The organism is Acidithiobacillus sp. TH-A35, from assembly GCF_057473505.1.
Window position 1 is genome coordinate 1 of the sequence record NZ_JBYCKR010000164.1, and the last position, 20,172, is coordinate 20,172.

Here is a 20,172-nt window from a genome sequence, read left to right on the forward strand (position 1 = left end):
TGTTTCTGCTTGTAAAATAGACTGATATCGATCGATGAGCTGAAAATCCTCTTCCTGCAGCCCCAGGAAATTAGGCAGAGAGTCTGGTCTGAATGTCAGGCCGTTCATGAGATGATGTCCTCAGTCTTAGTAGTCGCTGGTTGGGCATGAATGATCTTGGTGGACATCTGGTGTTCCATCGAAAATAGTGGTTTGACAATAAAGCAAAATATATGCCACCACATATCCGGCGGCTATCTTTTTTCGACGTCTCCTATAGGGTTGGCAGTTCACACCCACGCCCCGCGTATCTGCCGTAGCACCAGCAAAAATGTCGGCGCGCCCAAAAGCCCGGCGAATATACCGACTGGGACATCCATGGAGAACAGTTTTCGTGCCAGGGCATCTGCCATGAGCAGATAGGCTGCGCCGAGCAGGTTACTGCCGAAAAAGCATGTCTTGGCCAGGCCGGCGGCGGTGCCAGACAAACTTTGTCGCAAACCTGACCAGACTCTACAAAAGGTTATCTAACGATGGCCTCATCCGACCACACCCACATCCGCAAGAACTGCACGGATAGCTTATAATCACTTGTTTATACTTCTAATATATCATTACGTGCCGGCACCGCTACCCCACGCTCCGCGTCCCGGTATAAATATTGCTGGATACGCGAAATGATGCAGCCATGAGGATCGGAACCGTGCCAGATACAATCATTGTTGGTGGTGGCTTATGCGGGCTTGCATTGGCCAAAAGCCTGCAGGAGCGCGGGCGGGATTTCACACTCTATGAAGCGCGTGAGCGTATGGGCGGGCGTATATTTTCCGAACGCTGCCGACGCAATAATCTGGCGGTGGATCTGGGGCCAACCTGGTTCTGGCCGGATACCCAACCGCGCGTCACCCAGATGATCTCGGGCCTTGGGCTCGATACGTTTGCCCAGCACGACCACGGTGACATCCTGCGCCTGAATACAACAGATGAAAAACCGGAGGTCATGAAGTTGACAGAGGTACATGGGGGTGCCCGGCGCGTGGTAGGCGGGATGGGACGTCTCGTGACCGCCATGACCGCGCAACTCCCTGTGGACCGGTTGCACCTGGGCCATACGCTGCTATCCGTGGAGGAAGATGACGATTACGTTATTCTCAGTTTCCGCCACAACGAAAGGATCGTGCAGGTCAATGCGCGTCATGCGGTTCTGGCCCTCCCTCCCCGTCTGCTGGAAGAGCACGTCCGTTTCGATCCTCCCCTGAACGCGTCCCTGCGCGAGGCCATGCGCACGACCCACACCTGGATGGCCGATCAAGCCAAGGTGGTCGTTGCTTACGATCAGGCGTTCTGGCGGGACTCGGGCCAGTCCGGGAACGCCTTCGTCACCCACGAACAGGTGGTACTCCCCGAGATTTTCGACGCCTGTGATGCCACCGGTGAGCAGGCCGCACTCGGCGCCTTTTTTTCCCTCCCACCGGCATTTCGCGCCACCATCCCGCCCGCCACCATGGCCTTACTGATCTCCAGCCAACTGGTACAGGTCTTTGATCTGCCGGCAGAAGACGGAGAACAACATGTCCATGACTGGGCTCAGGAAGCCTACACCTGCAGCACCCTGGACCGCACGCCTCCCAGTACGCATCCCGAATACGGCAACCCGAACCTACGATTGCCGCTGTGGAAAAACAAGCTGTTTTTCGGCGGTTCTGAAACGGCGGGCTATGGCGGGGGCTATCTGGAAGGCGCCCTGGAATCCGCCGCCCGCATTCAGCGGACACTCGTGTCTGACCCCATATCGCGCGGCCCGGAAGCACTGAACGGTCCTGCCGACAACACCGCTTGCATCGCCATATTCGGTACATGGGTGACCGCGCAACAGCCGGACTTGCTGGCGACCTATCGCCGCCACCTGAATCAATATCTGGCCCGCCAGCACAAGGAACAGTTGACCCAGCGCGCCCTGCTCGACACCATGGAGCAGTTCTATAGCGAGGCATTGCGCCAACTGAGCGCATTGCCTTTTGACACCAGCGGCACGGGTGTCCATAAGGGGCGTTCTGATCTAACGCCGGAAGTGCATGCACCTTTCGCAACCGTTCATCAGACACTGATCAGTGAGGCCCTCGCCTTCAACCGCAGTTCCTGTGCGCTCTCCAATTTTCCCGAAGAGCACGAACCCGGCAAGGAATACCTGTCCACCATCGCCCGCGACCTCGCTGCCGCCTGGCGGGAGTTTGCCCTCAGCAGCAATGCCGTACTCCTCGCCAAAGCCGTTCCCGTCACCGACAGCCAGCGGACGCATTGAGTTTACCGTGATAAAGCATGCATTTTGTCGCAAAGCCTACATCTGCTGCTGGCGTTGTTTTTCTGGTGCATTCTAGCCAAAAGACTGTTTATCTTGAAATTAACAAGACAGTCGTATCTGGAATGAAGATTGCTTAGATCGGTGCAACAGCATCTTTCAGATCACCGACAGATCGGTAACAGGAGTACGCCATGCATATTGTCGTCTGTATCAAACAGGTTCCCGACAGCGCCCAGATCCGGGTGCATCCGGTCACCAATACCATCATGCGGCAGGGTGTACCCGCCATCATCAATCCCTTCGACGTTTTCGCCATCGAAGAGGCCTTGCGCCTCAAAGACCGCTTCGGCGGGCGAGTCACCGTGCTGACCATGGGGCCGCCCCAAGCGGAAGACGCACTGCGCAAGGCCATCGCCTATGGTGCCGACGACGTGATACTCCTGACCGACCGCGCCTTCGCCGGTGCCGATACCCTGGCGACCTCCTTCGCCCTGGCACAGACCATCCGCAAAATTGGTGAGGAACATCCCGTCGATCTGGTTTTCACGGGCAAGCAGACCATTGACGGGGATACCGCGCAGGTCGGACCGGGCATTGCCAAGCGCCTGGACCTGCAACTCCTCACCTACGTATCGGCTATCGATGCGTTGGACCTTGAGGAGCGCAGCATCACCGTACAACGCCGTTCTGAAGGCGGTGTGCAGGTGATCCGGACCCGCCTGCCCGCACTGATCACCATGCTGGAGGGTAGCAACCAGATCCGCTTCGCGGGCATGGATGATATGTTCCGCTCGGCTCGCTTTGACGTGCCTAAATGGAATAAAGAGCGCGCCGGTATTGAGGACGTCAGCAAAATCGGCCTCAAGGGCTCGCCCACAGTGGTCAGCAAGATATTCACCCCCAAGCCCCGGGCCGTGAAGGCACAGATGATCGGCGCTGATCTGGACGCCAGCGGCACCGCCAACGCCATCCTGGATATTCTCAGCAGCCAGCACCCGCGCCTGGCGCAGGAACTCGGCCTGATCACCCCATAAACGCACAAGGAGCATTCGCATGAGCGAGAACACTGCCGCACCCGCAAAGCCCAAAGGCAAAAAGCGCCTGGAGCTGGATCCCCGCCTGGCGGCCTACAAGGGGATCTGGGTGTTTGTCGAAATGGAACGGGGCCAGGTACACCAGGTGTCCTGGGAATTGCTCGGCGAAGGACGCAAGCTGGCCGATATTCTCGACGTAGAACTGGGCGCCGTCATCCTCGGCGGCAGCAGCGATGAACTGGGTGCCGCTGCCCGTAACGCTTTCACCTATGGCGCCGATGTGGCCTATATCGTGGCCGATCCCATTCTCACGGACTATCGCAACGAGCCCTACACCAAGGCCATGACCGACCTCGTCAACCGCTATCAGCCGGAGATTCTGTTGCTCGGCGCCACCACCCTGGGCCGCGATCTCGCCGGTAGTGTGGCCACCACTCTGCTCACGGGTTTGACCGCAGACTGCACGGAACTCGCCATTGACCCGGACAATCGCGGACTCCTCGCCACCCGTCCGACCTTCGGCGGCAGCTTGCTCTGCACCATCCAGACTCTGAACTACCGCCCGCAGATGGCCACCATCCGCCCCCGGGTCATGGCCATGCCCGACGCCATGCCAGAACGCAGCGGCCGTGTCATTTCTGAAAACCTGCAGATGCAGGAAGACGACATTATCGCCAAGGTCCTGGAGTTCATCCCCGACGAGGCCCAGGAGCAGGCTCAGCTCGCCTATGCCGACATTATCGTGGCGGGCGGCCGAGGCATGGGCAAGGCCGAAAATTTTCGCCTGATCTGGGACCTGGCTGCCGTACTCGGCGCCGAAGTCGGCGGATCGCGTCCGGTGACCCATGCCGGCTGGCTACCCGCTGACCGTCAGGTCGGGCAATCGGGCAAGACTGTGCGTCCCAAGCTTTATATTGCTGCGGGCATCTCCGGGGCGATTCAGCACCGCGTCGGCATGGAAGCCTCCGACGTCATCATCGCCATCAACAACGATCCCAATGCGCCCATCTTCGACTTTGCCACTTATGCCATTGTCGGCGACGCCGTGCAGATCCTTCCCGTCCTCACCGACGCCTTTCGCAGTCGCCTGGCTGTGAACCGCCGGGCCGGTTAATTACAGGAGTCATGACATGGCCGAAAAATTTGATGCTATTGTGGTAGGTGCCGGCCCCGCCGGTAATGCGGCCGCGTATACCATGGCCCAGGCGGGTCTGAGCGTATTGCAACTGGAGCGCGGTGAAACCCCCGGCACCAAAAACGTCCAGGGGGCCATTCTCTACGCCGACGCGCTGGAGCGCATCATTCCCGATTTCCGCGACGACGCCCCGTTGGAGCGCCACGTCATCGAACAGCGCATGTGGGTGCTGGATGAAAAATCCTTCATCGGTACCAACTATCGCTCGGATGCCTTTAACAGCGACCAGCCCAATCGTTATACCATCCTCCGGGCGCCTTTCGACAAGTGGTTCTCCGGGAAGGTCAAGGCCGCAGGCGGCCTGGTCATCTGCGAGACGACGGTCACCGAGCTCATCCAGGAAGGCAAAAAGGTCATCGGCGTCCGTACCGATCGTGAGGGAGGCGACATTTATGCCGATGTGGTGATCCTGGCGGATGGCGTCAATTCGCTGTTGGCCAAAAAAGCCGGCTTCCATGGCGAACTCGAAGCTAAAAATGTCGCGCTCGCGGTCAAGGAAATTCACTTTCTGCCCGAGGAGGTCGTCCAGAGCCGTTTCAACATCAAGGGCAACGAAGGGGTGGTCATTGAGATCGCCGGCGCCGTCACCCACGGCATGGTCGGCACCGCCTTCCTCTATACCAACAAGGAATCCATCACGCTGGGCATCGGTTGCCTCTTGTCCGACTTCAAAAAAGCGGGCATCGCGCCCTATACCCTCCTCGAAGAACTCAAGGCGCATCCGGCCATTGCCCCGTTGATTGAGGGGGGCGAAATGAAGGAGTATGCCGCCCACCTGATTCCCGAAGGGGGCTACAAGGCCGTTCCGACCCTCTACGGCGAGGGCTGGATGATTGCGGGGGACAGCGCCGGACTGGTAAATGCGGTCCACCGCGAAGGCTCCAACCTGGCGATGACCAGTGGCCGGCTGGCCGCAGAAACGGTTATCGCGCTGAAAGACATGAAGCTCCCCTGTACGGCCCCCCATCTTGCCCGTTACAAAACCGCGCTGGACGACAGTTTCGTCATGAAAGATTTGCGGAAATACAAGGAGTTGCCTGATATCCTGCACGGCAATCCGCATTTCTTTTCGGTGTATCCGCAACTCCTCAACCGCGCCGCGCATACCATGCTGATGGTCGATGGTCAGGATAAGCACAGCAAGGAAAAGACCATTCGGGGCAGCTTTGTACAGCAACGCTCGTTGTGGGGTTTGGTGGGAGACGCTTACCGCATGTGGAGGGCAACGCGATGATCAAGATCGAAGAGAAACTGTTTCAAAACCGCTACCGGGTCGATGAAGGCCGGCCGCATATCCAGATCAGCGATCCTCAGGTCTGCGCGGATGATTGTAAAACCCAGTCCTGTACCTTCGCCTGTCCTGCGGCCTGTTACGCCAAAGACGAGGGCGGTGGTGTGGTCCTGACCACGGACGGCTGCCTGGAGTGCGGCACCTGTCGGATCATTTGTTCCGAATATCGCAACGTGGATTGGTCCTATCCACGGGGCGGTCACGGCATCCTTTTCAAGTTCGGTTAAGTGGGGGCATTTCATGAGCAAACCAGAACGCCACGTCTTCGTCTGCGTCCAGTCCAGGCCGCCGAGTCATCCCAAGGGCTCCTGCGGCACTCAAGGCTCCGCGGATCTGCTCCGTGCTTTTCAGGACACCTTTGAAGCACGCAAACTCTGGGGGCGTTTCGCCCTGACTCAGTGCGGTTGTCTGGGACCCTGCGGCGAGGGTCCCAATGTGCTGGTTTATCCCGAAGGCATCCTTTACGCGGGAGTACGTCAGGATGATATCGACGTCATTATCGACGAACATCTGATCGGCGGCACACCCGTCACCCGCCTCTACCCGACGCCGGAGGCTTGGTCCAATGAGCCCTGACGGTGCCCTCGGCGAGATCACCCTGCCCTTTGCCGACCCGACCGGGCAGGTGGCTGCGCTGCTGGAGACTGCACTGGCCAGTAGCACATACCCGACCGAGGTGGAAAAACTGCTGAGGCAGCATCTACTGACCGATCCGGATTACCTGCCCGCCTATTTTGACATGTACAAGCTGCTGTTTCGCCAGTCCCGGCTGGCGGAGGCCGAAGAGATAGCACGCACCGCTCTGGCCAGCGGGGCACGACTGGGCGGTTTCCCCCCCAACTGGCAGCACCTCGCTCCAGGCACCGCAGACTGGTCCGTGATTCACAGTCCTGCCCATTTTTATCTCTTCACCCTGAAGGCCCTGAGTTTCATCCTGTTACGCCGCAAGCAACTGGACGAATGCCGGGAGGTTCTGGAAAAGATCGGCGAACTGGACCCTCACGATCTGGTAGGAGCCTCCGTCATCCGCGCCTATGCCGATGGTCTGACGGCGCATTGAGCCTGGCGATGTGCCATACAAGATGGAATACCCACCCGGAGCGCGTCTATGCTGAGCATCTCGCCCTTTAACGCGATTGAAGAGGCGGGGACTGCCGTACTCACGCTGACTGAAGGGCTGGAGAAGGAAGAGTTTCTCGCGTCGCGCCTCACCCGCGCAGAAACTCGACGCCAGCTTCGCCTCATGAGCAAGTCCGCCCTGCTCCTGTCGCCAGAGATCCACGCCCTGTTGGTGGAAATAGACTGGGAAGGCTGGCGCGCCCTCGACCAGCGCCTCGCAACCAGTGATAAAGCAGAGGACACCCTGCTCTGGCTCGCGGTGCGCGCGCTGGCACCAGATACCTTGATGTGGCTGCGGGTGTACCGCAAAAACCAGCCGGAACGGTTTAAAGAGGACAACTGATGGCGATGCGCTTCTACATGACCCCCGGATCATGCTCCACCGGCATCCATATTCTGCTGGAAGAACTGGATCTCCCCTTCGAGGCCTGGATCGTCAATCTGCCAGCCGGCGAGCACCACAAGCCCGAGTACCGCGCCATCAATCCGAAGTCCACCATCCCCACCCTGGTGCGTCGGGACGGCACGGCGCTGACTGAATTCCAGGCCATCGCCTGGTGGCTGGCACGCACCCACCCCAAGGCGAAACTGCTGCCAGAGTATCCCGACGGCGAGGCGCGCGTGCTGGAAGTCATGGACTATGCTGTCGGCACCCTGCACGGCCAGGGCTTCGCCCGCATTTTCATTACGGACACCTTCACCCCCAACGCCGCCGATCACGCAGCCGTGCAGGCGCGCGGACGGGAAATCGTCAATCAGGGATTCGCCATCATGAATGACGCCCTTGCCGGATTGGATTATGTCACCGGCGGCTTCTCCATCGCCGATGCGGCGCTGTTTTACGTGGAGTTCTGGGCAGCCCGGCTGGGCATCCCGCTACCTGAACATTGCGACGCCCACTACCAACGCCTGCGGGCCAGGCCTGCCGTGCAGCGTGTACTGCGCGAGGAAGGCTATCGATGACAACGGAAAGCGCAAACTGCTTTGTTCTGGCGGAAATGCGCACCCATCATTTCACCTTCCAGGGCACCGGCGAGGATCGGGAGGCGGCCCGCCGCGCCCTGCTCCACGCTTGGCAGGCGCACCGAAACCGTCTGGTACAACGTTACCCCGAGTGCCGCGACCGAATCCTTGATGAAAAGCACATTGAATCCCGCTTCAGGATCAGTTATCAAGAAATGGGAGCAGATGCCTGTTATCCCGCCATTTCACCCGACACAGGAGCCCGTCCATGAACTACGCCTTCCCGCCCGCCCCTGTCGTGACTCTGGACGCCATGTCCAGCAACCCTTTCCCGGTGCGCCGCATTTTTTGCGTCGGGCAGAACTACGCTGATCACGTCCGGGAAATGGGCAGCGCGCCCGATACCGAACCCTTCTTTTTCATGAAACCGGCCAGCGCCATCCTGCAGAATAATTCAGTGCTGCCCTACCCGCCCGGCACTACCGACCTGCAGCCCGAGGTAGAACTGGTGGTGGCGCTACACAAGGGTGGCAAAAATATCCCCATGGACAAGGTCGATTATGACTATGTGTTCGGTTATGCCGTGGGTCTGGACATGACGCGCCGCGACCTGCAACGCGTTGCCCGCGAAAAGGGCCAGCCCTGGGAGATGGCCAAAGCATTCGACCATTCGGCGCCTTGCACGGCCATCACGCCCGAGTTTTATTCGGGAACCATCGCCCGCGGTAAGATCGAACTCAAGGTGAATGGTCAAATCCGCCAGAGCGCCGATGTCGGTGACATGCTCTGGAAAATTCCCCAGATCGTCCATTTCCTGTCGAATCAGGTCGAACTCTTTCCCGGAGACCTCATCTTCACCGGCACCCCCGCCGGCGTGGGCCCCGTGGTGAAAGGCGACGTGATCGAGGCCGCTGTTGCCGGGCTGGAACCGCTGACCATCACCATTGGCTAACCCGATCACCCCCCAATCGAAACAGGAATAACCCAATGCCCACATCCGACCTCCTCGAACGCAATCGCCTGATCTTCTGTCACTTCGACAGCTACAGTACCGCCCTGCGCTTCGTTCGCATCAACGACAGTGTGATGCTGCCAGCGCCACTGCCGAAGAACACCCGTATAGTTGCAGCACCCACGGAGACCGGCGATACGCCCACTGATGTACTGCATGCAGTATTGGAGAAATTGAACATAAATCCCAGCCAGATAGCGCTGGACGACGGTTTCGAGGCTTGGCTGTCTACCGACTCCGGTCCAATTCAGATCCACCTCGCCCGCTTCACGACATTTGAAGCCCCACACGAGGCAATCGCAGCCCACGATGGCGTTTTCAAGCCCATCAGTGAGCTGCGGCGCTTGCCGATGACGGAGTTGACGCTGCTACGTCAGGTCTTCAATCTGATTATGGACGGTTAAATAGGTATAACCATGCAGCCCATCCGCAAACTGCTGTAGAAACTCGTGACGCTCCACATTGTCGAGATGGCTGCAGGCTTCCACTTTCTTCTGATAACGGGCCAGCAGGTCGATAGCGGAAAATTGTACGTATTGCAAGACGGATTCCACCGTATCCCCCGCCAGCGGCTGCTCCAGACGCATGGCGCCCGAGGCATCACAGAGCACATTAACCGAGTCCGTGTCGCCGAACAGATTATGCATATCCCCGAGAATTTCCTGGTACGCACCCACCAGAAAAATACCGAAAAGATAAGGCGTACCTGCCTGTAGCGCATGTACCGGCAGCGCCGGTGTCAGGCCTTCGGCCGTGACGTACGCATCAATCCGGCCGTCGGAGTCGCAAGTAATATCCTCGAGACGGGCCCGCCGGGTCGGCTCTTCATTCAGCCGCTGTATGGGCAATATCGGGAAAATCTGATCAATGGCCCAGACATCGGGCAGCGACTGAAACAGGGAAAAGTTAACGAAATATTTGTCCACCAGCTTTTCGTCGAGCTCGTCAAGGATGTCACGGTGCGCGCGGTTGTGCGGGTCAAGGAAGCCGCGCACCCGCCAGAGTAGTTGGGCATAAACGCCTTCGGCCTCGGCCCGCTCTTCAATGTGAATGATACCGAGGTTGAATTGCTGGTGAATCTCCGCCAGAAGATAAAGAGCCTCCTGATAGATTTCCAGCGCCGCGGCGGCGTTACCCTGATCCAGCCGGGTGAGCAGACGGCCCCATTCACCCTCCATCAGGTCGGCGGAAGGTGTTGACGGCGGATGCTCTCCGGCCGCCATCTCCACATCGGTGACATTAGTCAGCAAAATGGCGTGATGGGCCGTCAGCGCCCGCCCCGATTCGGAGATGATACGCGGCTCCGGCAGACCTTCCTGGCGCGATACATCGGCCAGCGTGGCGACGATGGCATGGGCATAGTCGGAGACATGATAGTTCGTGGAGCAGTATGCGCGGGAGTGCGTCCCTTCATAGTCCACACCGAGCCCGCCGCCCACATCCACCACCTCCAGGGCCGCGCCCAGGCGTCGCAGTTCCGCATACAGGCGGGCACATTCGCGCATGCCGCCTTTGATGAACTGAATATTGGGAATCTGGGAGCCGAGATGGAAGTGCAGTAATTGCAGACTTTCCAGCGCATTTTCTGCCCGCAGGCGGTGGACGAGTTCCAGAATGTCTGCCGTAGACAGGCCGAATTTAGATTTTTCGCCACCGGTATTCTGCCACTTGCCGGAACCTGCGGATGCCAGCCGCGCGCGCACCCCGATCCGGGGTTTAACGCCGAGCTTGCGGGCCTCATTCAGGATCAGAGCCAGTTCCGATGGTTTTTCCACCACCAGGTAGACCTGCATGCCCAACTTCTCACCCGTCAGGGCCAGGCGAATATACTCGTTGTCTTTGTAACCATTGCAGATGATGGTGCCGCCCACCGGCATCAGTCCGATGACCGCCAGCAGCTCCGGTTTGCTACCTGCCTCCAGACCGACGCTACCCGCACCGGCACGCAAAATTTCTTCTACGACGCGCCGCTGCTGGTTGACCTTGATCGGATAAACGGGAGTGTAGCTGCCGCCATAGTCGAGGGCGCGGATGGCATCGCCAAACGCGCCGTGCAAGCGTGCAACACGATCCCCGAGAATCTGCGGAAAACGCAGGAGGCAGGGTAAACCGAGGGAATGTTCACCCAGTACTGCCGCGACATCGGCCAGCCCAATGGCGGCACCCTGAGGGTTGGCGTCGGGACGGACGATAATCTGCCCGTCCGCGCCCACATCGAAATACCCATCGCCCCAATGCGGCAGGTTATACAGATGGCGACTATCCGCGACCGACCATGTCATGCGCTCACTCCCCCGATGCCCTGCGCGCAGTCTACGGGCTCAGCGGGTCAGGAGACAAGGGGATCACAAGGCATCATTGGCAAAATCCGCCAGACGCGAACGCTCCCCACGACGCAGGGTGATGTGTCCGCTGTAGGCCCAGTCCTTGAAGCGATCCACCACATAAGTCAGACCTGAGGTGGTTTCCGTCAGATAGGGCGTGTCGATCTGGGCAATATTACCCAGACAGACAATTTTGGTCCCCGGACCGGCACGGGTGATCAGGGTTTTCATTTCCTTGGAAGTCAGATTTTGCGCCTCGTCGATGATGACGAATTTCTCCAGAAAAGTACGTCCGCGCATAAAACTCATGGACTTGACGCGAATCCGCTTACTGATCAGATCCTGTGTCGCACTGCGCCCCCAACTGCCGCTCTCATCACTGCCGCGCGCCAGAATTTCCAGGTTATCCTCCAGCGCCCCCATCCACGGCAGCATTTTTTCTTCCTCCGTGCCGGGCAGGAAGCCTATCTCATCGCCCACCGGTACCGTCGCGCGGGTGATGATCACTTCCGAGTAGCGCTTCTGCTCGAAAATCTGATGCAGCGCCGCCGCCAGCGTCAGCAGCGTCTTACCTGTACCTGCATGACCCAGTAGGGTGACAAAATCGATGTCCGGATCCATGAGTAGATTCAAGGCAAAATTCTGCTCCGGATTACGCGCCAAAATGCCCCACACCGCGTGCCGGTCACTCCGATAATCGGTTATGCGCTCGATAATAGCGTGTTCCGGATGCACTTCACGGACGATCGCGGCAAAATCCTCAGCCGATCCTTCCAGTGTGTTGAGCGCGATAAATTGATTTGGGTGCCAGCGCTGAATGGCGGGGCCGCTGATTTTGTAATAACTCCGTCCGCTCTCTTGCCAAGCGTCCAGATCACGACTATGCAGCTCCCAGAAATCGGCACTCAGCGTCTCTGCACCGGTGTAGAGCAGGTCTACATCGTCCAGAGCACGATCGTTCTGGTAATCCTCCACCCGGATGCCAAGGGTGCGCCCCTTGATGCGTAAATTGATGTCTTTGCTGACCAGAATCACATCCTTTTCGGGATGGCGATTCTGTAAGGCCAGAGTCACGGCGAGGATTTCATTGTCCGCCTTGCCGCCGGCCAGGTCTTCCGGCAGAACCTGCTGATGTGCAGCAGTCTGAAAATAAAGCCGTCCCTGAGCATAAGGCAGCACCAAACCCTGATCCAGATCAGCCGTATCCGTCAGCATCTCGTCCAGATAACGGCTCACCTGACGCACATTGCGTGCCTGCTCACTCAGGCCCTTTTTGTGCTGATCCAGCTCCTCCAGCACGATCATCGGCAGCAGGATGTCGTGTTCCTGAAAGCGGAATAGCGCTGAGGGATCGTGCATCAGCACGTTGGTGTCCAGAATGTAGAGACGCGCCCTCACCTCATTTGAACCTGCCACCTCCTGGCGACTCATGGTAACTGCTTGACGATTTGCAGCATGGCGGCTGCATGTCCGGCGGCCTTCACTTTACGCTCGATGTAGGCGATTTTGCCTTCCCGGTCGATCACGAAAGTGCTGCGTTCAACACCAATACCCACCTTGCCGTAATTGTTCTTTTCTTTGAGCACATCAAAGGCCTTGCAGAGTGCTTCATCGGTGTCGGCCAGAAGCGGGAAAGGAAAGTTAAACTTGCAGGAAAACTTTTCATGGCTGGCGACGGTATCCCGGGAAACACCGAGAATTTCCGCGCCAGCGGCCTGAAATTCCTGATAAAGTGCCGTGAACTCCTGCCCCTCTGTCGTACAACCCGGCGTGTTATCTTTAGGGTAAAAATAGAGCACCACGACCTTCCCGTGCAGGTCATCGAGGCTGATGGACGATGCCTTACCATAGGCTGCGGCATGAAACCGGGGTGCAGGTTGACCGATGGTGATGGTTTCTGAGGACATGCGGAACTCCTGAATGGGCCTGACTGAAAATCTAGCGCGGTAGATGGGGCGCTGTCCAGGGAGGCAACACAAGGCCATTGTTGCACCCTCCCCGCCTTCTGCTCTAGCATGACTTCATGACGCACTTATCACTCCCCCACCCCCTCGCGTCGGAAGTTTCCGACGCCGAGGCAACGCAGCGTCTCCGCGCTATCGGACAGCGCATCACCCGTTTACGGGTAGCGGTCTTCAAGACACTGCTGGAAGCTGAGCAACCACTGAGTCACCCCGAGCTGCGACAACGTCTGGAGGCGTCGGAAAGGGGGGCGATTGACCGCGTCAGCCTCTACCGTAACCTGGAATGGCTGGTACAGATCGGACTGGCCCACCGGATCACGGCAGATGACCGGGTCTGGCGCTTTAGCGCCCGCCGTGAAGAAACGGCCACCCAACACCCGCATTTCCATTGTGTCTCTTGCGGCCAGGTGTTTTGCCTGCCCGAAAGCAGTGTACCGGTGCCCCGTTTGCCCGCCGATTACTCCATGATTGAAATGGAACTGGTGGTCAACGGGGTCTGCGCTCACTGCGGGAAGAAACCGCTCCCCAAAAACTGACGGGTACTCGGTACATATCCGGTGTGAGCTTCCCTGATAATACCCAAAAGTCCCGTCGGGGGCCTGTTATTGAACGGTAAAGCGTTTATGGAACATATGCTGACCGCATGACGCTCGCTGACAACGTTCCCACACACTCAAACTTCGCGCCTATCTGCCCACCACCCCTGCAGGGTGGGAATATCCACGACCACCTGTTCCCCAGCAGTCTGGCCCTGCAATACCTGCGCAGGGGATACCGTTTCTCCCAGATGATCGAGAACCCGCAGCGCTGCGCTAAAGTCCTGTCCTTCGGTATATTCCGTCTGGGTAATAATAGTGGCGAGCCCCGCTCCGCGGGCTGATTGCAGCCCGTTCGCCGAATCTTCAATCGCGAGACAGTCTGCAGCAGACAAACCCAATTGACCCAGCACATGGGTATAAATGTCCGGTGCCGGCTTTTTGTGGGGAACGACATCCCCAGCGCCGATAGTATGAAAGCGCTGCAGCGCCTCCGCACCCAGGGTGCTCTTCAACAGGGACTCGACATTGGCTGGCGTGGTGGTCGTGGCGATGGCCAGAAGCAGGCCATGATCCCGTGCCGCGTTCAGTAAACGCTCCACCCCGGGGCGTAGCGGCAATAGCCCGGCATTCATCATCTCCACGTAATACCCGGTCTTTTGACGGTGGATAGAGGCAATGTCAGCATCGCTCAGTTGCGGCAACTGCGGATGTTCATTCAGGAAAGCCCTGAGGCGTTCTTTGCCGCCGGTAACCTTCAGATAGTGGCCATAGGTCGGCACATCCCAACTAAAAGGAAGGCCGGCTTCGCCAAAAGCCTGATTGAAAGCAACCCGGTGGGCATCCCGTTCGGTATCGGCAAGGGTCCCGTCCACATCAAAGATCAGCGCGCGCAAAGGCATGAATCATTATCTCCTGAATTTATCAAAAAGCGTCATAATCACCTGGTAAACCCTCGACATCCAAAACAGCCTGGGCAGGCCATTGTAACCAGCATACCCTGGATTGCCAAAACGGCTGTTCTCTGTTAAACGTAAGCGGATATACCACAAAGACAGGAAGCCCCTATGGACCAAAACACGTTCCAGCCCGCGAAAACAGTGCCCGGCGCAGCCCAGCAGTTCACCGCCTTCACCCCTTACGAACCCGCGCCCGGCGAAGAGTATATGAGCCCCGCGCAGATCGCCCATTTCCAGAAAATTCTGGAAGATTGGCGCGGTGAACTGATGGCGGAAGTCGACCGTACCGTACAACACATGCAGATGGAAAACGTCAACTATTCCGACCCCAATGATCGGGCTAGTCTGGAAACGGACATGAGTCTGGAACTGCGCGCCCGCGATCGGGAACGCAAGCTGATCCGTAAGATCACCCAGGCCCTTGACCGCATCAAGATCGGCGAATATGGCTACTGCGAAAGTTGTGGCGTGGAGATCGGCCTGCGCCGCCTCGAAGCCCGCCCTACCGCCACTCTCTGCATTGATTGCAAAACGCTGGAAGAAAAACGCGAAAAACAGATGGCGCAGGACTGATGCCATGCGTCTGCTGATCCGTAACGCGCGCATCGCGCTACCCTCCGGTGAACTGTATCACGGGGATCTTTTTGCCGAAGATGGTCGCATTGTCGCCATCGATCGAGATATAGACCGCGCCGCCGATACGGTGATTGACGCCGAAGGTCATATGCTGATGCCCGGCGTTATGGACCCGCAGGTGCATTTCCGCGAACCCGGCAATGAGCAGAAGGAAGATATTGCCAGTGGCTCGCGGGCAGCGGCCAAAGGCGGCGTCACCAGTTTTCTGGAAATGCCCAACACCAATCCGTCCACTACCAGCCCCACTGCTCTAGCAGACAAACTGGCGCGCGGTGCCGAAAAATCCGTGGTTAACTACGGATTTTTTATCGGGGCCACCCCGGACAATCTCGACAATCTGCTGGCAGCCGATGTCGCCTGCGGCATCAAGATCTTTATGGGTGCCAGTACCGGTAATTTGCTGGTGGACAAGGAAGAAGACCTGGATCGTATTTTCGCCCATGGCCGCAAACTGATAGCGGTCCATGCGGAAGACGAGGCACACATTCGTGAGCGGCGCGCCCGGTTTACCGACAGTGGTGATCCTGCCGATCATTCCCGTATCCGCGATGAAGAATCGGCACTTATTGCTACCAAGCGAGCTGTTCGGCTGGCGAAAAAATATCAGCGCCGTCTGCACGTCCTGCATCTCTCCACAGCCATTGAGACTGAGTTCTTACGGCAGGAAAAGACGCCTTATATCAGTTGTGAGGCGATTCCCAACCATCTCTTTCTGACGACCGATGCCTATGCCAGAATGGGTACCCTGGCGCAGATGAATCCCCCTGTCCGCAGCGAGCACGATCGTCAGACCCTCTGGGAGGGTTTGCGCAGCGGTGTAATCGATTGCATCGCTACGGATCACGCCCCGCACCTGCTAGCAGACAAGGCCTTGGGGTATCCGCGCGCACCCTCCGGCATGCCCGGCGTTGAAACCAGCCTGCCCCTGATGCTCACCGCCATGCGCGACGGCCATTGCAGTCTGGCCGAGTTGCAGCGCTGGATGTGCTACAACCCGGCACGCCTCTATGGCGTGGTGAACAAAGGGCGCATTGCCATCGGCTGGGATGCGGATCTGACCCTGGTCGATGTGACCCATGAAAAGCCCGTCCGCAATGAGGAGATGTTCACCAAGGTGGGCTGGAGTCCCTTCAATGGCTGGGTTCTGACCGGTTGGCCTATTACTACCATTGTTGGCGGTCAGGTGGTTTTCGACAAAGGCGAGATTCTCCCCAACGCGCACGGGCAGCCGCTGCACTACGTCGAGCCAACCCCCTTGCCGGCGGTAGACTGAGTACCGGCATTCCAGAGGCAGAGCGCCGTGCTCCCATGGGGGGCGCTCGCCCAGGGGCTAGTGTAGTAACCCAGAATGAGTAGCAGATGCCCCGCTTCGTCCCAGAGTAAGGGCACATCCGCACGCTGATCCGGTGGGACCCCCGCCTCCAGCAGCAATTTCTTCAGCGGACGATGTTGGCCCTGCCCGGTTAGGGTGATCTCCCCCTGGCGGCGACGGCGCCAGTACAAGCTCGTCTCCGCAAAACGTTCAGCCAGCGCGTGATGAAAACTGTCCGGCGATGTATCCCGCAGAGCACACTGCCAGCCAGGGATCGGCAGCGGTTTTTCCGAAGCGGCACACCAAGGGCCTTCTTCCCATTCCTTTTCCGCCGTAGCGCGCGGTTGCGGCCAGGTGCGCAGCAGTCCGCCCTGCAGCCATGCTTCTCCTCCTTCCCACTGAATCCTCGCGCCTCCGCGTCCCTGCGCTATGGTGTCTTGCAGAGCCTCCAGACGCTCCCGGCTCGGCACCGAAATCTGCCGTTTCCGAAGCCATCCGCGCAGGAAAACCCGCTGCGCGGCAGCAGAGAGGGACTGCAAATACGTCAGGGAGAGCCGCTCCACAGAGAGTTCCGGGTAATCTGCCCGATACCGCTGCCAACGCAAAGCAAACCAGTCCTCCGCGATTTCCCGCATATCGGCAAGATTATCCGCCGCGCGGGCGATATTGGCCGCCGCATGAGGCCAGCCCAGATCGCGCAGCTGGGGGAGCAGAACATTGCGCACCCGTACCCGGTCATAGCGCACATCGGCGTTGGCCGGGTCATTCAGAAAGGGTAGGCGCCGCTGTTCCAGATAATCCCGCAACACCCGTTGCGGTACATCCAGCAAGGGTCGGACCAGCAGCCCAGCTCCCAGAGGGCGCTGCGCAGGCATGGCCGCCAGCCCCGCTACGCCAGCACCGCGCAACAGTTGCAAAAGCAGAGTCTCCGCCTGGTCTTCCAAGTGCTGCGCCGTAAACAGCCAGTCGTCCTGCGCCAACTGCGCCGCCATCAGGGCATAGCGGGCACGCCGGGCCTGATCCTCCGGCCCTTCGCCCGGTGTATCTGCGGGCAGGCGCAGCAGGGTGAAAAAAGCCCCCAGCGCCACAGCCTGCTGCTGGCAGAACCGTGCCCATTGAGCGCTGTCCGGATGCCAGCCGTGATCCACATGCAAGGCATGGACGCCGTACCCTAAAGAAAGCAGTGCCACGAGCAGTGCCGTAGAATCACCACCACCACTGTAGGCCACATAGAGTATACGTCCTTCCGGGGGGCGCAAATCCCCCTGCAGACGCGTCTGGAGACGTCGCTCCAGCTCAGGCGGCGCCGACGACCCCATAGTGCATCAGGCGTTCGTAACGGGTGGTCAGCAACTTGCTGGTATCCATCGCCTGCAGTTCCCGCAGGTGATGGGCGAAGCGCTCGCGTGTTAGCGCGAAAACCGCTTCGGGATCGCGATGCGCGCCACCGAGGGGCTCCGGCAGCACTTCGTCGACCAAACCCATGCCTTGCAAACGACGTGCGGTGATACCCAGGGTTTCCGCTGCTTCCGCTGCCATAGCGGCGTTCTTCCAGAGGATCGAGGCGCAGCCTTCCGGCGAAATGACGGAGTATACCCCGTACTCCAGCATCAGCATCCGGTCACCCACACCAATCGCCAGCGCCCCGCCTGAGCCGCCTTCGCCAATGACCGTGCAGATAATGGGTACCGCCAGGTCGGACATCACCGCGAGATTGCGGGCGATGGCCTCACTCTGGCCACGCTCCTCGGCACCGATACCCGGATAGGCTCCGGGCGTATCAATGAAAGTAAATACCGGCAAGGCAAAACGTTCGGCAAGACGGAGCAGACGCAAAGCCTTACGATAACCTTCCGGACGCGGCATCCCAAAGTTGCGCTGGATTTTTTCCTTGGTGTCGCGGCCCTTCTGATGTCCCATCCAGACGACAGGCTGTCCATTGAAGCGGGCCAGGCCGCCAATAATAGCCTGATCATCGGCGAAGGCGCGATCGCCTGCCAGCACCTGTACTTCCGTGAAAAGGGCCTGCACGTAATCCAGGGTGTAAGGCCGCTGTGGATGACGGGCCACCTGTACCGTCTGCCAAGCACCCAGCTTGCTGTAAATACGCTGCAACTCCTTGCGCGCCTTGACTTCCAGACGACTGATGTCATCGGCAATACCCGGCTGATTCAGGGCGTGGAGTTCCTCCACCTTGGCATCCAGCTCCGCCACCGATTGTTCAAAGTCCAGATAACTGATTTTCATGTTCACTCCTTACCACTCCGAATAGGACGGCGCTCAAGCCGGGCGTCGCGCCGCATGCCGGGCACGCTCCAGGGGGATGACATTATTGACGAGAAGGGTCGCCGGCCGATAGTCCCAGTGCCGGCGCGCCGTGGGCGCCAATGCCGTCAACGCGGCGATAGCGGCCGGACTCGCCACAAAGTTGAGGCTCTCCGCCACCCGCAGTTGCGCGACAATATCGTCACCGACGCGCAAACGCAGACGCAAGGCCGTTTGGCCAGGGTATTTACGGAGCACGACAAGCAGATCTTGCGGAGCCACATCTGCAGCGACTTCCAGTTCCAGGGTCAGTTGGGCAGCCAGTTCCTCACGCGCCTGGGCCGTGCCCAGCACACGTAGGGCATTGAGCCGCAGACCACCAGAATAGCTGTCCTCGCCCACTTCACCCAGAACCAGCACCGGTTCCTCACCCTCCCCGACCTTGCCAGCCTGCGCCCAGACTTCGGCAAAGACGACAACCTCCAGCCGCCCGTGACCGTCGTCGAGGGTCAGGAAATAAATACGATCGCCACGCTTGGTCCGGGTGCTGCGCCGCGCTACCACCAACCCGGCCACCAATACCGTGGTCCCATTACGCATGTCTCCAAGAGGCACCGCTCCCAGCGCAGCCAGATCATCCCGCAGACTGTCCATGGGGTGACCACTGAGATAGAAACCCAGGGTTTCCCGCTCCTGACGCAGGGTTTCGGTGATGCTCCACACTTCGGCCGCCAGCAGCGGCGGAGCTACCGGTAACGCTTCCTGTCCACTAAACAACGATTCTTGCAGGCTCGCCTGACTGCTCTGAAACTGCGCCGCTGCTTCAATACAACTATCCACGGAAGCGATCAGGCTGGCCCGCGACACACTCCAGTCATCCATGGCTCCGGCGCGAATCAACGCCTCCAGGGCACGGCGATTGATTTTCTGGCTATCCACCCGGCAGAGCAGGTCAAAAAGACTCAGGAAGGACCCTTCTCTACGGGCGTCGAGAATCGCCTGAATAGCCGCCCGTCCCAAGCCCTTGATGGCACCCAGACCAAAGCGGATATCACTATCCCCCTCCGGTCGGAACTCCAGCACACTGCGCTGAACGCTCGGCGGAGCAATCTGCAGGCCCATACGCGCGCACTCGGCAATCATGGCCACAACTTTGTCGGTGTGGTCCATATCGGCGCTCAGCACGGCTGCCATAAAAAACTGAGGATAGTGGGCCTTCAGATAAGCGGTCTGGTAGGAAACCAGGGCATAGGCTGCCGAGTGCGATTTGTTAAATCCATA

The 20,172-nt window shown here is 59.0% G+C and carries 23 protein-coding genes; 14 read left to right on the top strand and 9 right to left on the bottom strand.

The genetic code is table 11. The features are described 5' to 3' along the window. Window positions 1-269: 269 nt before the first annotated feature. Window positions 270-467: an iron chelate uptake ABC transporter family permease subunit gene (locus AC2VNK_RS05645; protein ID WP_291521371.1), complete on the bottom strand. Its 198-nt coding sequence runs from the start codon at window positions 465-467 to the stop codon at window positions 270-272. Window positions 468-682: 215 nt separating this feature from the next. Here AC2VNK_RS05645 and AC2VNK_RS05650 point away from each other — a divergent pair, with 215 nt between their 5' ends. The 9 genes from AC2VNK_RS05650 to AC2VNK_RS05690 all read left to right on the top strand — a co-directional run bounded on the left by AC2VNK_RS05650 (window position 683) and on the right by AC2VNK_RS05690 (window position 7,883). After that, the gene (locus tag AC2VNK_RS05650; protein ID WP_486883127.1) at window positions 683-2,281 is read left to right on the top strand and encodes a flavin monoamine oxidase family protein; all 1,599 of its coding nucleotides are present in this window, start codon (window positions 683-685) and stop codon (window positions 2,279-2,281) included. A 191-nt stretch (window positions 2,282-2,472) separates the two neighbouring features. Further along, window positions 2,473-3,315 carry an electron transfer flavoprotein subunit beta/FixA family protein gene (locus tag AC2VNK_RS05655; protein ID WP_486883128.1) on the top strand — a complete coding sequence of 281 codons (843 nt, stop codon included), beginning with the start codon at window positions 2,473-2,475 and terminating at the stop codon, window positions 3,313-3,315. A 19-nt stretch (window positions 3,316-3,334) separates the two neighbouring features. Then, entirely contained in the window at window positions 3,335-4,429 is a 1,095-nt protein-coding gene (locus tag AC2VNK_RS05660) for an electron transfer flavoprotein subunit alpha/FixB family protein (protein ID WP_486883129.1), read from the top strand. A gap of 16 nt (window positions 4,430-4,445) precedes the next feature. Beyond that, window positions 4,446-5,744, top strand: a complete 1,299-nt coding sequence (locus AC2VNK_RS05665) for an FAD-dependent monooxygenase (protein ID WP_291521362.1) — start codon at window positions 4,446-4,448, stop codon at window positions 5,742-5,744. After that, the gene (locus AC2VNK_RS05670; protein ID WP_291521360.1) at window positions 5,741-6,028 is read left to right on the top strand and encodes a ferredoxin family protein; all 288 of its coding nucleotides are present in this window, start codon (window positions 5,741-5,743) and stop codon (window positions 6,026-6,028) included. The genes AC2VNK_RS05665 and AC2VNK_RS05670 overlap by 4 nt, the downstream gene beginning before the upstream one ends. A gap of 13 nt (window positions 6,029-6,041) precedes the next feature. Beyond that, the gene (locus AC2VNK_RS05675) at window positions 6,042-6,377 is read left to right on the top strand and encodes a (2Fe-2S) ferredoxin domain-containing protein (RefSeq protein WP_486883130.1); all 336 of its coding nucleotides are present in this window, start codon (window positions 6,042-6,044) and stop codon (window positions 6,375-6,377) included. After that, on the top strand, window positions 6,367-6,861 hold the full coding sequence (locus AC2VNK_RS05680) for a hypothetical protein (RefSeq protein WP_486883131.1): 495 nt from the start codon (window positions 6,367-6,369) through the stop codon (window positions 6,859-6,861). The genes AC2VNK_RS05675 and AC2VNK_RS05680 overlap by 11 nt, the downstream gene beginning before the upstream one ends. A 48-nt stretch (window positions 6,862-6,909) precedes the next feature. Further along, window positions 6,910-7,263: a ribonuclease HepT family protein gene (locus AC2VNK_RS05685; protein WP_291521357.1), complete on the top strand. Its 354-nt coding sequence runs from the start codon at window positions 6,910-6,912 to the stop codon at window positions 7,261-7,263. Beyond that, window positions 7,263-7,883, top strand: coding sequence for a glutathione S-transferase family protein (locus AC2VNK_RS05690; RefSeq protein ID WP_291521356.1), 621 nt, complete (start codon window positions 7,263-7,265; stop codon window positions 7,881-7,883). Before AC2VNK_RS05685 ends, AC2VNK_RS05690 begins: the two co-directional genes overlap by 1 nt. Here the strand turns inward: AC2VNK_RS05690 and AC2VNK_RS05695 are convergent. Further along, window positions 7,874-8,095, bottom strand: coding sequence for a hypothetical protein (locus tag AC2VNK_RS05695; RefSeq protein ID WP_486883132.1), 222 nt, complete (start codon window positions 8,093-8,095; stop codon window positions 7,874-7,876). The genes AC2VNK_RS05690 and AC2VNK_RS05695 overlap by 10 nt on opposite strands. A gap of 56 nt (window positions 8,096-8,151) precedes the next feature. Between AC2VNK_RS05695 and AC2VNK_RS05700 the strand changes: the two genes are divergently transcribed. Together AC2VNK_RS05700 and AC2VNK_RS05705 are read left to right on the top strand one after the other, a co-directional pair. Next, a complete protein-coding gene (locus AC2VNK_RS05700; protein WP_486883133.1) occupies window positions 8,152-8,835 on the top strand; it encodes a fumarylacetoacetate hydrolase family protein in 684 nt (227 codons plus the stop codon). Window positions 8,836-8,870: 35 nt separating this feature from the next. Continuing rightward, entirely contained in the window at window positions 8,871-9,299 is a 429-nt protein-coding gene (locus tag AC2VNK_RS05705) for a hypothetical protein (RefSeq protein WP_486883134.1), read from the top strand. On the opposite strand, the gene speA is transcribed toward AC2VNK_RS05705, so the two are convergent. The 3 genes from speA to AC2VNK_RS05720 all read right to left on the bottom strand — a co-directional run bounded on the left by speA (window position 9,264) and on the right by AC2VNK_RS05720 (window position 13,126). Next, window positions 9,264-11,177 carry a biosynthetic arginine decarboxylase gene (gene speA / locus AC2VNK_RS05710; RefSeq protein ID WP_486883135.1) on the bottom strand — a complete coding sequence of 638 codons (1,914 nt, stop codon included), beginning with the start codon at window positions 11,175-11,177 and terminating at the stop codon, window positions 9,264-9,266. The genes AC2VNK_RS05705 and speA overlap by 36 nt on opposite strands. Window positions 11,178-11,240: 63 nt before the next feature. Beyond that, complete coding sequence (locus AC2VNK_RS05715) at window positions 11,241-12,650, bottom strand: PhoH family protein (RefSeq protein WP_291521351.1); 1,410 nt, start codon at window positions 12,648-12,650, stop codon at window positions 11,241-11,243. Next, window positions 12,647-13,126 (bottom strand): peroxiredoxin, encoded by a 480-nt coding sequence (locus AC2VNK_RS05720; protein ID WP_291521349.1) that lies wholly within the window; start codon window positions 13,124-13,126, stop codon window positions 12,647-12,649. Before AC2VNK_RS05720 ends, AC2VNK_RS05715 begins: the two co-directional genes overlap by 4 nt. A 116-nt stretch (window positions 13,127-13,242) precedes the next feature. Here AC2VNK_RS05720 and AC2VNK_RS05725 point away from each other — a divergent pair, with 116 nt between their 5' ends. Continuing rightward, on the top strand, window positions 13,243-13,719 hold the full coding sequence (locus tag AC2VNK_RS05725) for a Fur family transcriptional regulator (protein ID WP_486883136.1): 477 nt from the start codon (window positions 13,243-13,245) through the stop codon (window positions 13,717-13,719). 137 nt (window positions 13,720-13,856) lie between these two features. Here the strand turns inward: AC2VNK_RS05725 and AC2VNK_RS05730 are convergent, their stop codons facing one another. After that, a complete protein-coding gene (locus AC2VNK_RS05730) occupies window positions 13,857-14,621 on the bottom strand; it encodes an HAD family hydrolase (protein ID WP_486883137.1) in 765 nt (254 codons plus the stop codon). Window positions 14,622-14,786: 165 nt separating this feature from the next. On the opposite strand from AC2VNK_RS05730, the gene dksA reads away from it, so the two are divergent. Both dksA and AC2VNK_RS05740 read left to right on the top strand, forming a co-directional pair. Then, entirely contained in the window at window positions 14,787-15,251 is a 465-nt protein-coding gene (gene dksA / locus AC2VNK_RS05735; RefSeq protein ID WP_291521343.1) for an RNA polymerase-binding protein DksA, read from the top strand. A 4-nt stretch (window positions 15,252-15,255) separates the two neighbouring features. Further along, window positions 15,256-16,587 carry a dihydroorotase gene (locus AC2VNK_RS05740; protein WP_486883138.1) on the top strand — a complete coding sequence of 444 codons (1,332 nt, stop codon included), beginning with the start codon at window positions 15,256-15,258 and terminating at the stop codon, window positions 16,585-16,587. On the opposite strand, the gene tilS is transcribed toward AC2VNK_RS05740, so the two are convergent. The 3 genes from tilS to AC2VNK_RS05755 form a co-directional block, all read right to left on the bottom strand. Next, window positions 16,551-17,945, bottom strand: a complete 1,395-nt coding sequence (tilS, locus tag AC2VNK_RS05745) for a tRNA lysidine(34) synthetase TilS (RefSeq protein ID WP_486883139.1) — start codon at window positions 17,943-17,945, stop codon at window positions 16,551-16,553. The genes AC2VNK_RS05740 and tilS overlap by 37 nt on opposite strands. After that, window positions 17,923-18,873, bottom strand: coding sequence for an acetyl-CoA carboxylase carboxyltransferase subunit alpha (locus tag AC2VNK_RS05750; RefSeq protein ID WP_291521337.1), 951 nt, complete (start codon window positions 18,871-18,873; stop codon window positions 17,923-17,925). Before AC2VNK_RS05750 ends, tilS begins: the two co-directional genes overlap by 23 nt. 33 nt (window positions 18,874-18,906) lie before the next feature. Beyond that, a partial coding sequence (locus tag AC2VNK_RS05755) for a helix-hairpin-helix domain-containing protein (protein WP_486883140.1) occupies window positions 18,907-20,172 on the bottom strand: 1,266 nt, incomplete at its 5' end.

Coding starts and splice junctions, on each gene's coding strand:
- AC2VNK_RS05655 (WP_486883128.1), top strand. CDS start 2,473: ATGCATATTGTCGTCTGTATCAAACAGGTTCCCGACAGCGCCCAGATC.
- AC2VNK_RS05660 (WP_486883129.1), top strand. CDS start 3,335: ATGAGCGAGAACACTGCCGCACCCGCAAAGCCCAAAGGCAAAAAGCGC.
- AC2VNK_RS05665 (WP_291521362.1), top strand. CDS start 4,446: ATGGCCGAAAAATTTGATGCTATTGTGGTAGGTGCCGGCCCCGCCGGT.
- AC2VNK_RS05670 (WP_291521360.1), top strand. CDS start 5,741: ATGATCAAGATCGAAGAGAAACTGTTTCAAAACCGCTACCGGGTCGAT.
- AC2VNK_RS05675 (WP_486883130.1), top strand. CDS start 6,042: ATGAGCAAACCAGAACGCCACGTCTTCGTCTGCGTCCAGTCCAGGCCG.
- AC2VNK_RS05680 (WP_486883131.1), top strand. CDS start 6,367: ATGAGCCCTGACGGTGCCCTCGGCGAGATCACCCTGCCCTTTGCCGAC.
- AC2VNK_RS05685 (WP_291521357.1), top strand. CDS start 6,910: ATGCTGAGCATCTCGCCCTTTAACGCGATTGAAGAGGCGGGGACTGCC.
- AC2VNK_RS05690 (WP_291521356.1), top strand. CDS start 7,263: ATGGCGATGCGCTTCTACATGACCCCCGGATCATGCTCCACCGGCATC.
- AC2VNK_RS05700 (WP_486883133.1), top strand. CDS start 8,152: ATGAACTACGCCTTCCCGCCCGCCCCTGTCGTGACTCTGGACGCCATG.
- AC2VNK_RS05705 (WP_486883134.1), top strand. CDS start 8,871: ATGCCCACATCCGACCTCCTCGAACGCAATCGCCTGATCTTCTGTCAC.
- speA (WP_486883135.1), bottom strand. CDS start 11,177: ATGACATGGTCGGTCGCGGATAGTCGCCATCTGTATAACCTGCCGCAT.
- AC2VNK_RS05715 (WP_291521351.1), bottom strand. CDS start 12,650: ATGAGTCGCCAGGAGGTGGCAGGTTCAAATGAGGTGAGGGCGCGTCTC.
- AC2VNK_RS05720 (WP_291521349.1), bottom strand. CDS start 13,126: ATGTCCTCAGAAACCATCACCATCGGTCAACCTGCACCCCGGTTTCAT.
- AC2VNK_RS05725 (WP_486883136.1), top strand. CDS start 13,243: ATGACGCACTTATCACTCCCCCACCCCCTCGCGTCGGAAGTTTCCGAC.
- AC2VNK_RS05730 (WP_486883137.1), bottom strand. CDS start 14,621: ATGCCTTTGCGCGCGCTGATCTTTGATGTGGACGGGACCCTTGCCGAT.
- dksA (WP_291521343.1), top strand. CDS start 14,787: ATGGACCAAAACACGTTCCAGCCCGCGAAAACAGTGCCCGGCGCAGCC.
- AC2VNK_RS05740 (WP_486883138.1), top strand. CDS start 15,256: ATGCGTCTGCTGATCCGTAACGCGCGCATCGCGCTACCCTCCGGTGAA.
- tilS (WP_486883139.1), bottom strand. CDS start 17,945: ATGGGGTCGTCGGCGCCGCCTGAGCTGGAGCGACGTCTCCAGACGCGT.
- AC2VNK_RS05750 (WP_291521337.1), bottom strand. CDS start 18,873: ATGAAAATCAGTTATCTGGACTTTGAACAATCGGTGGCGGAGCTGGAT.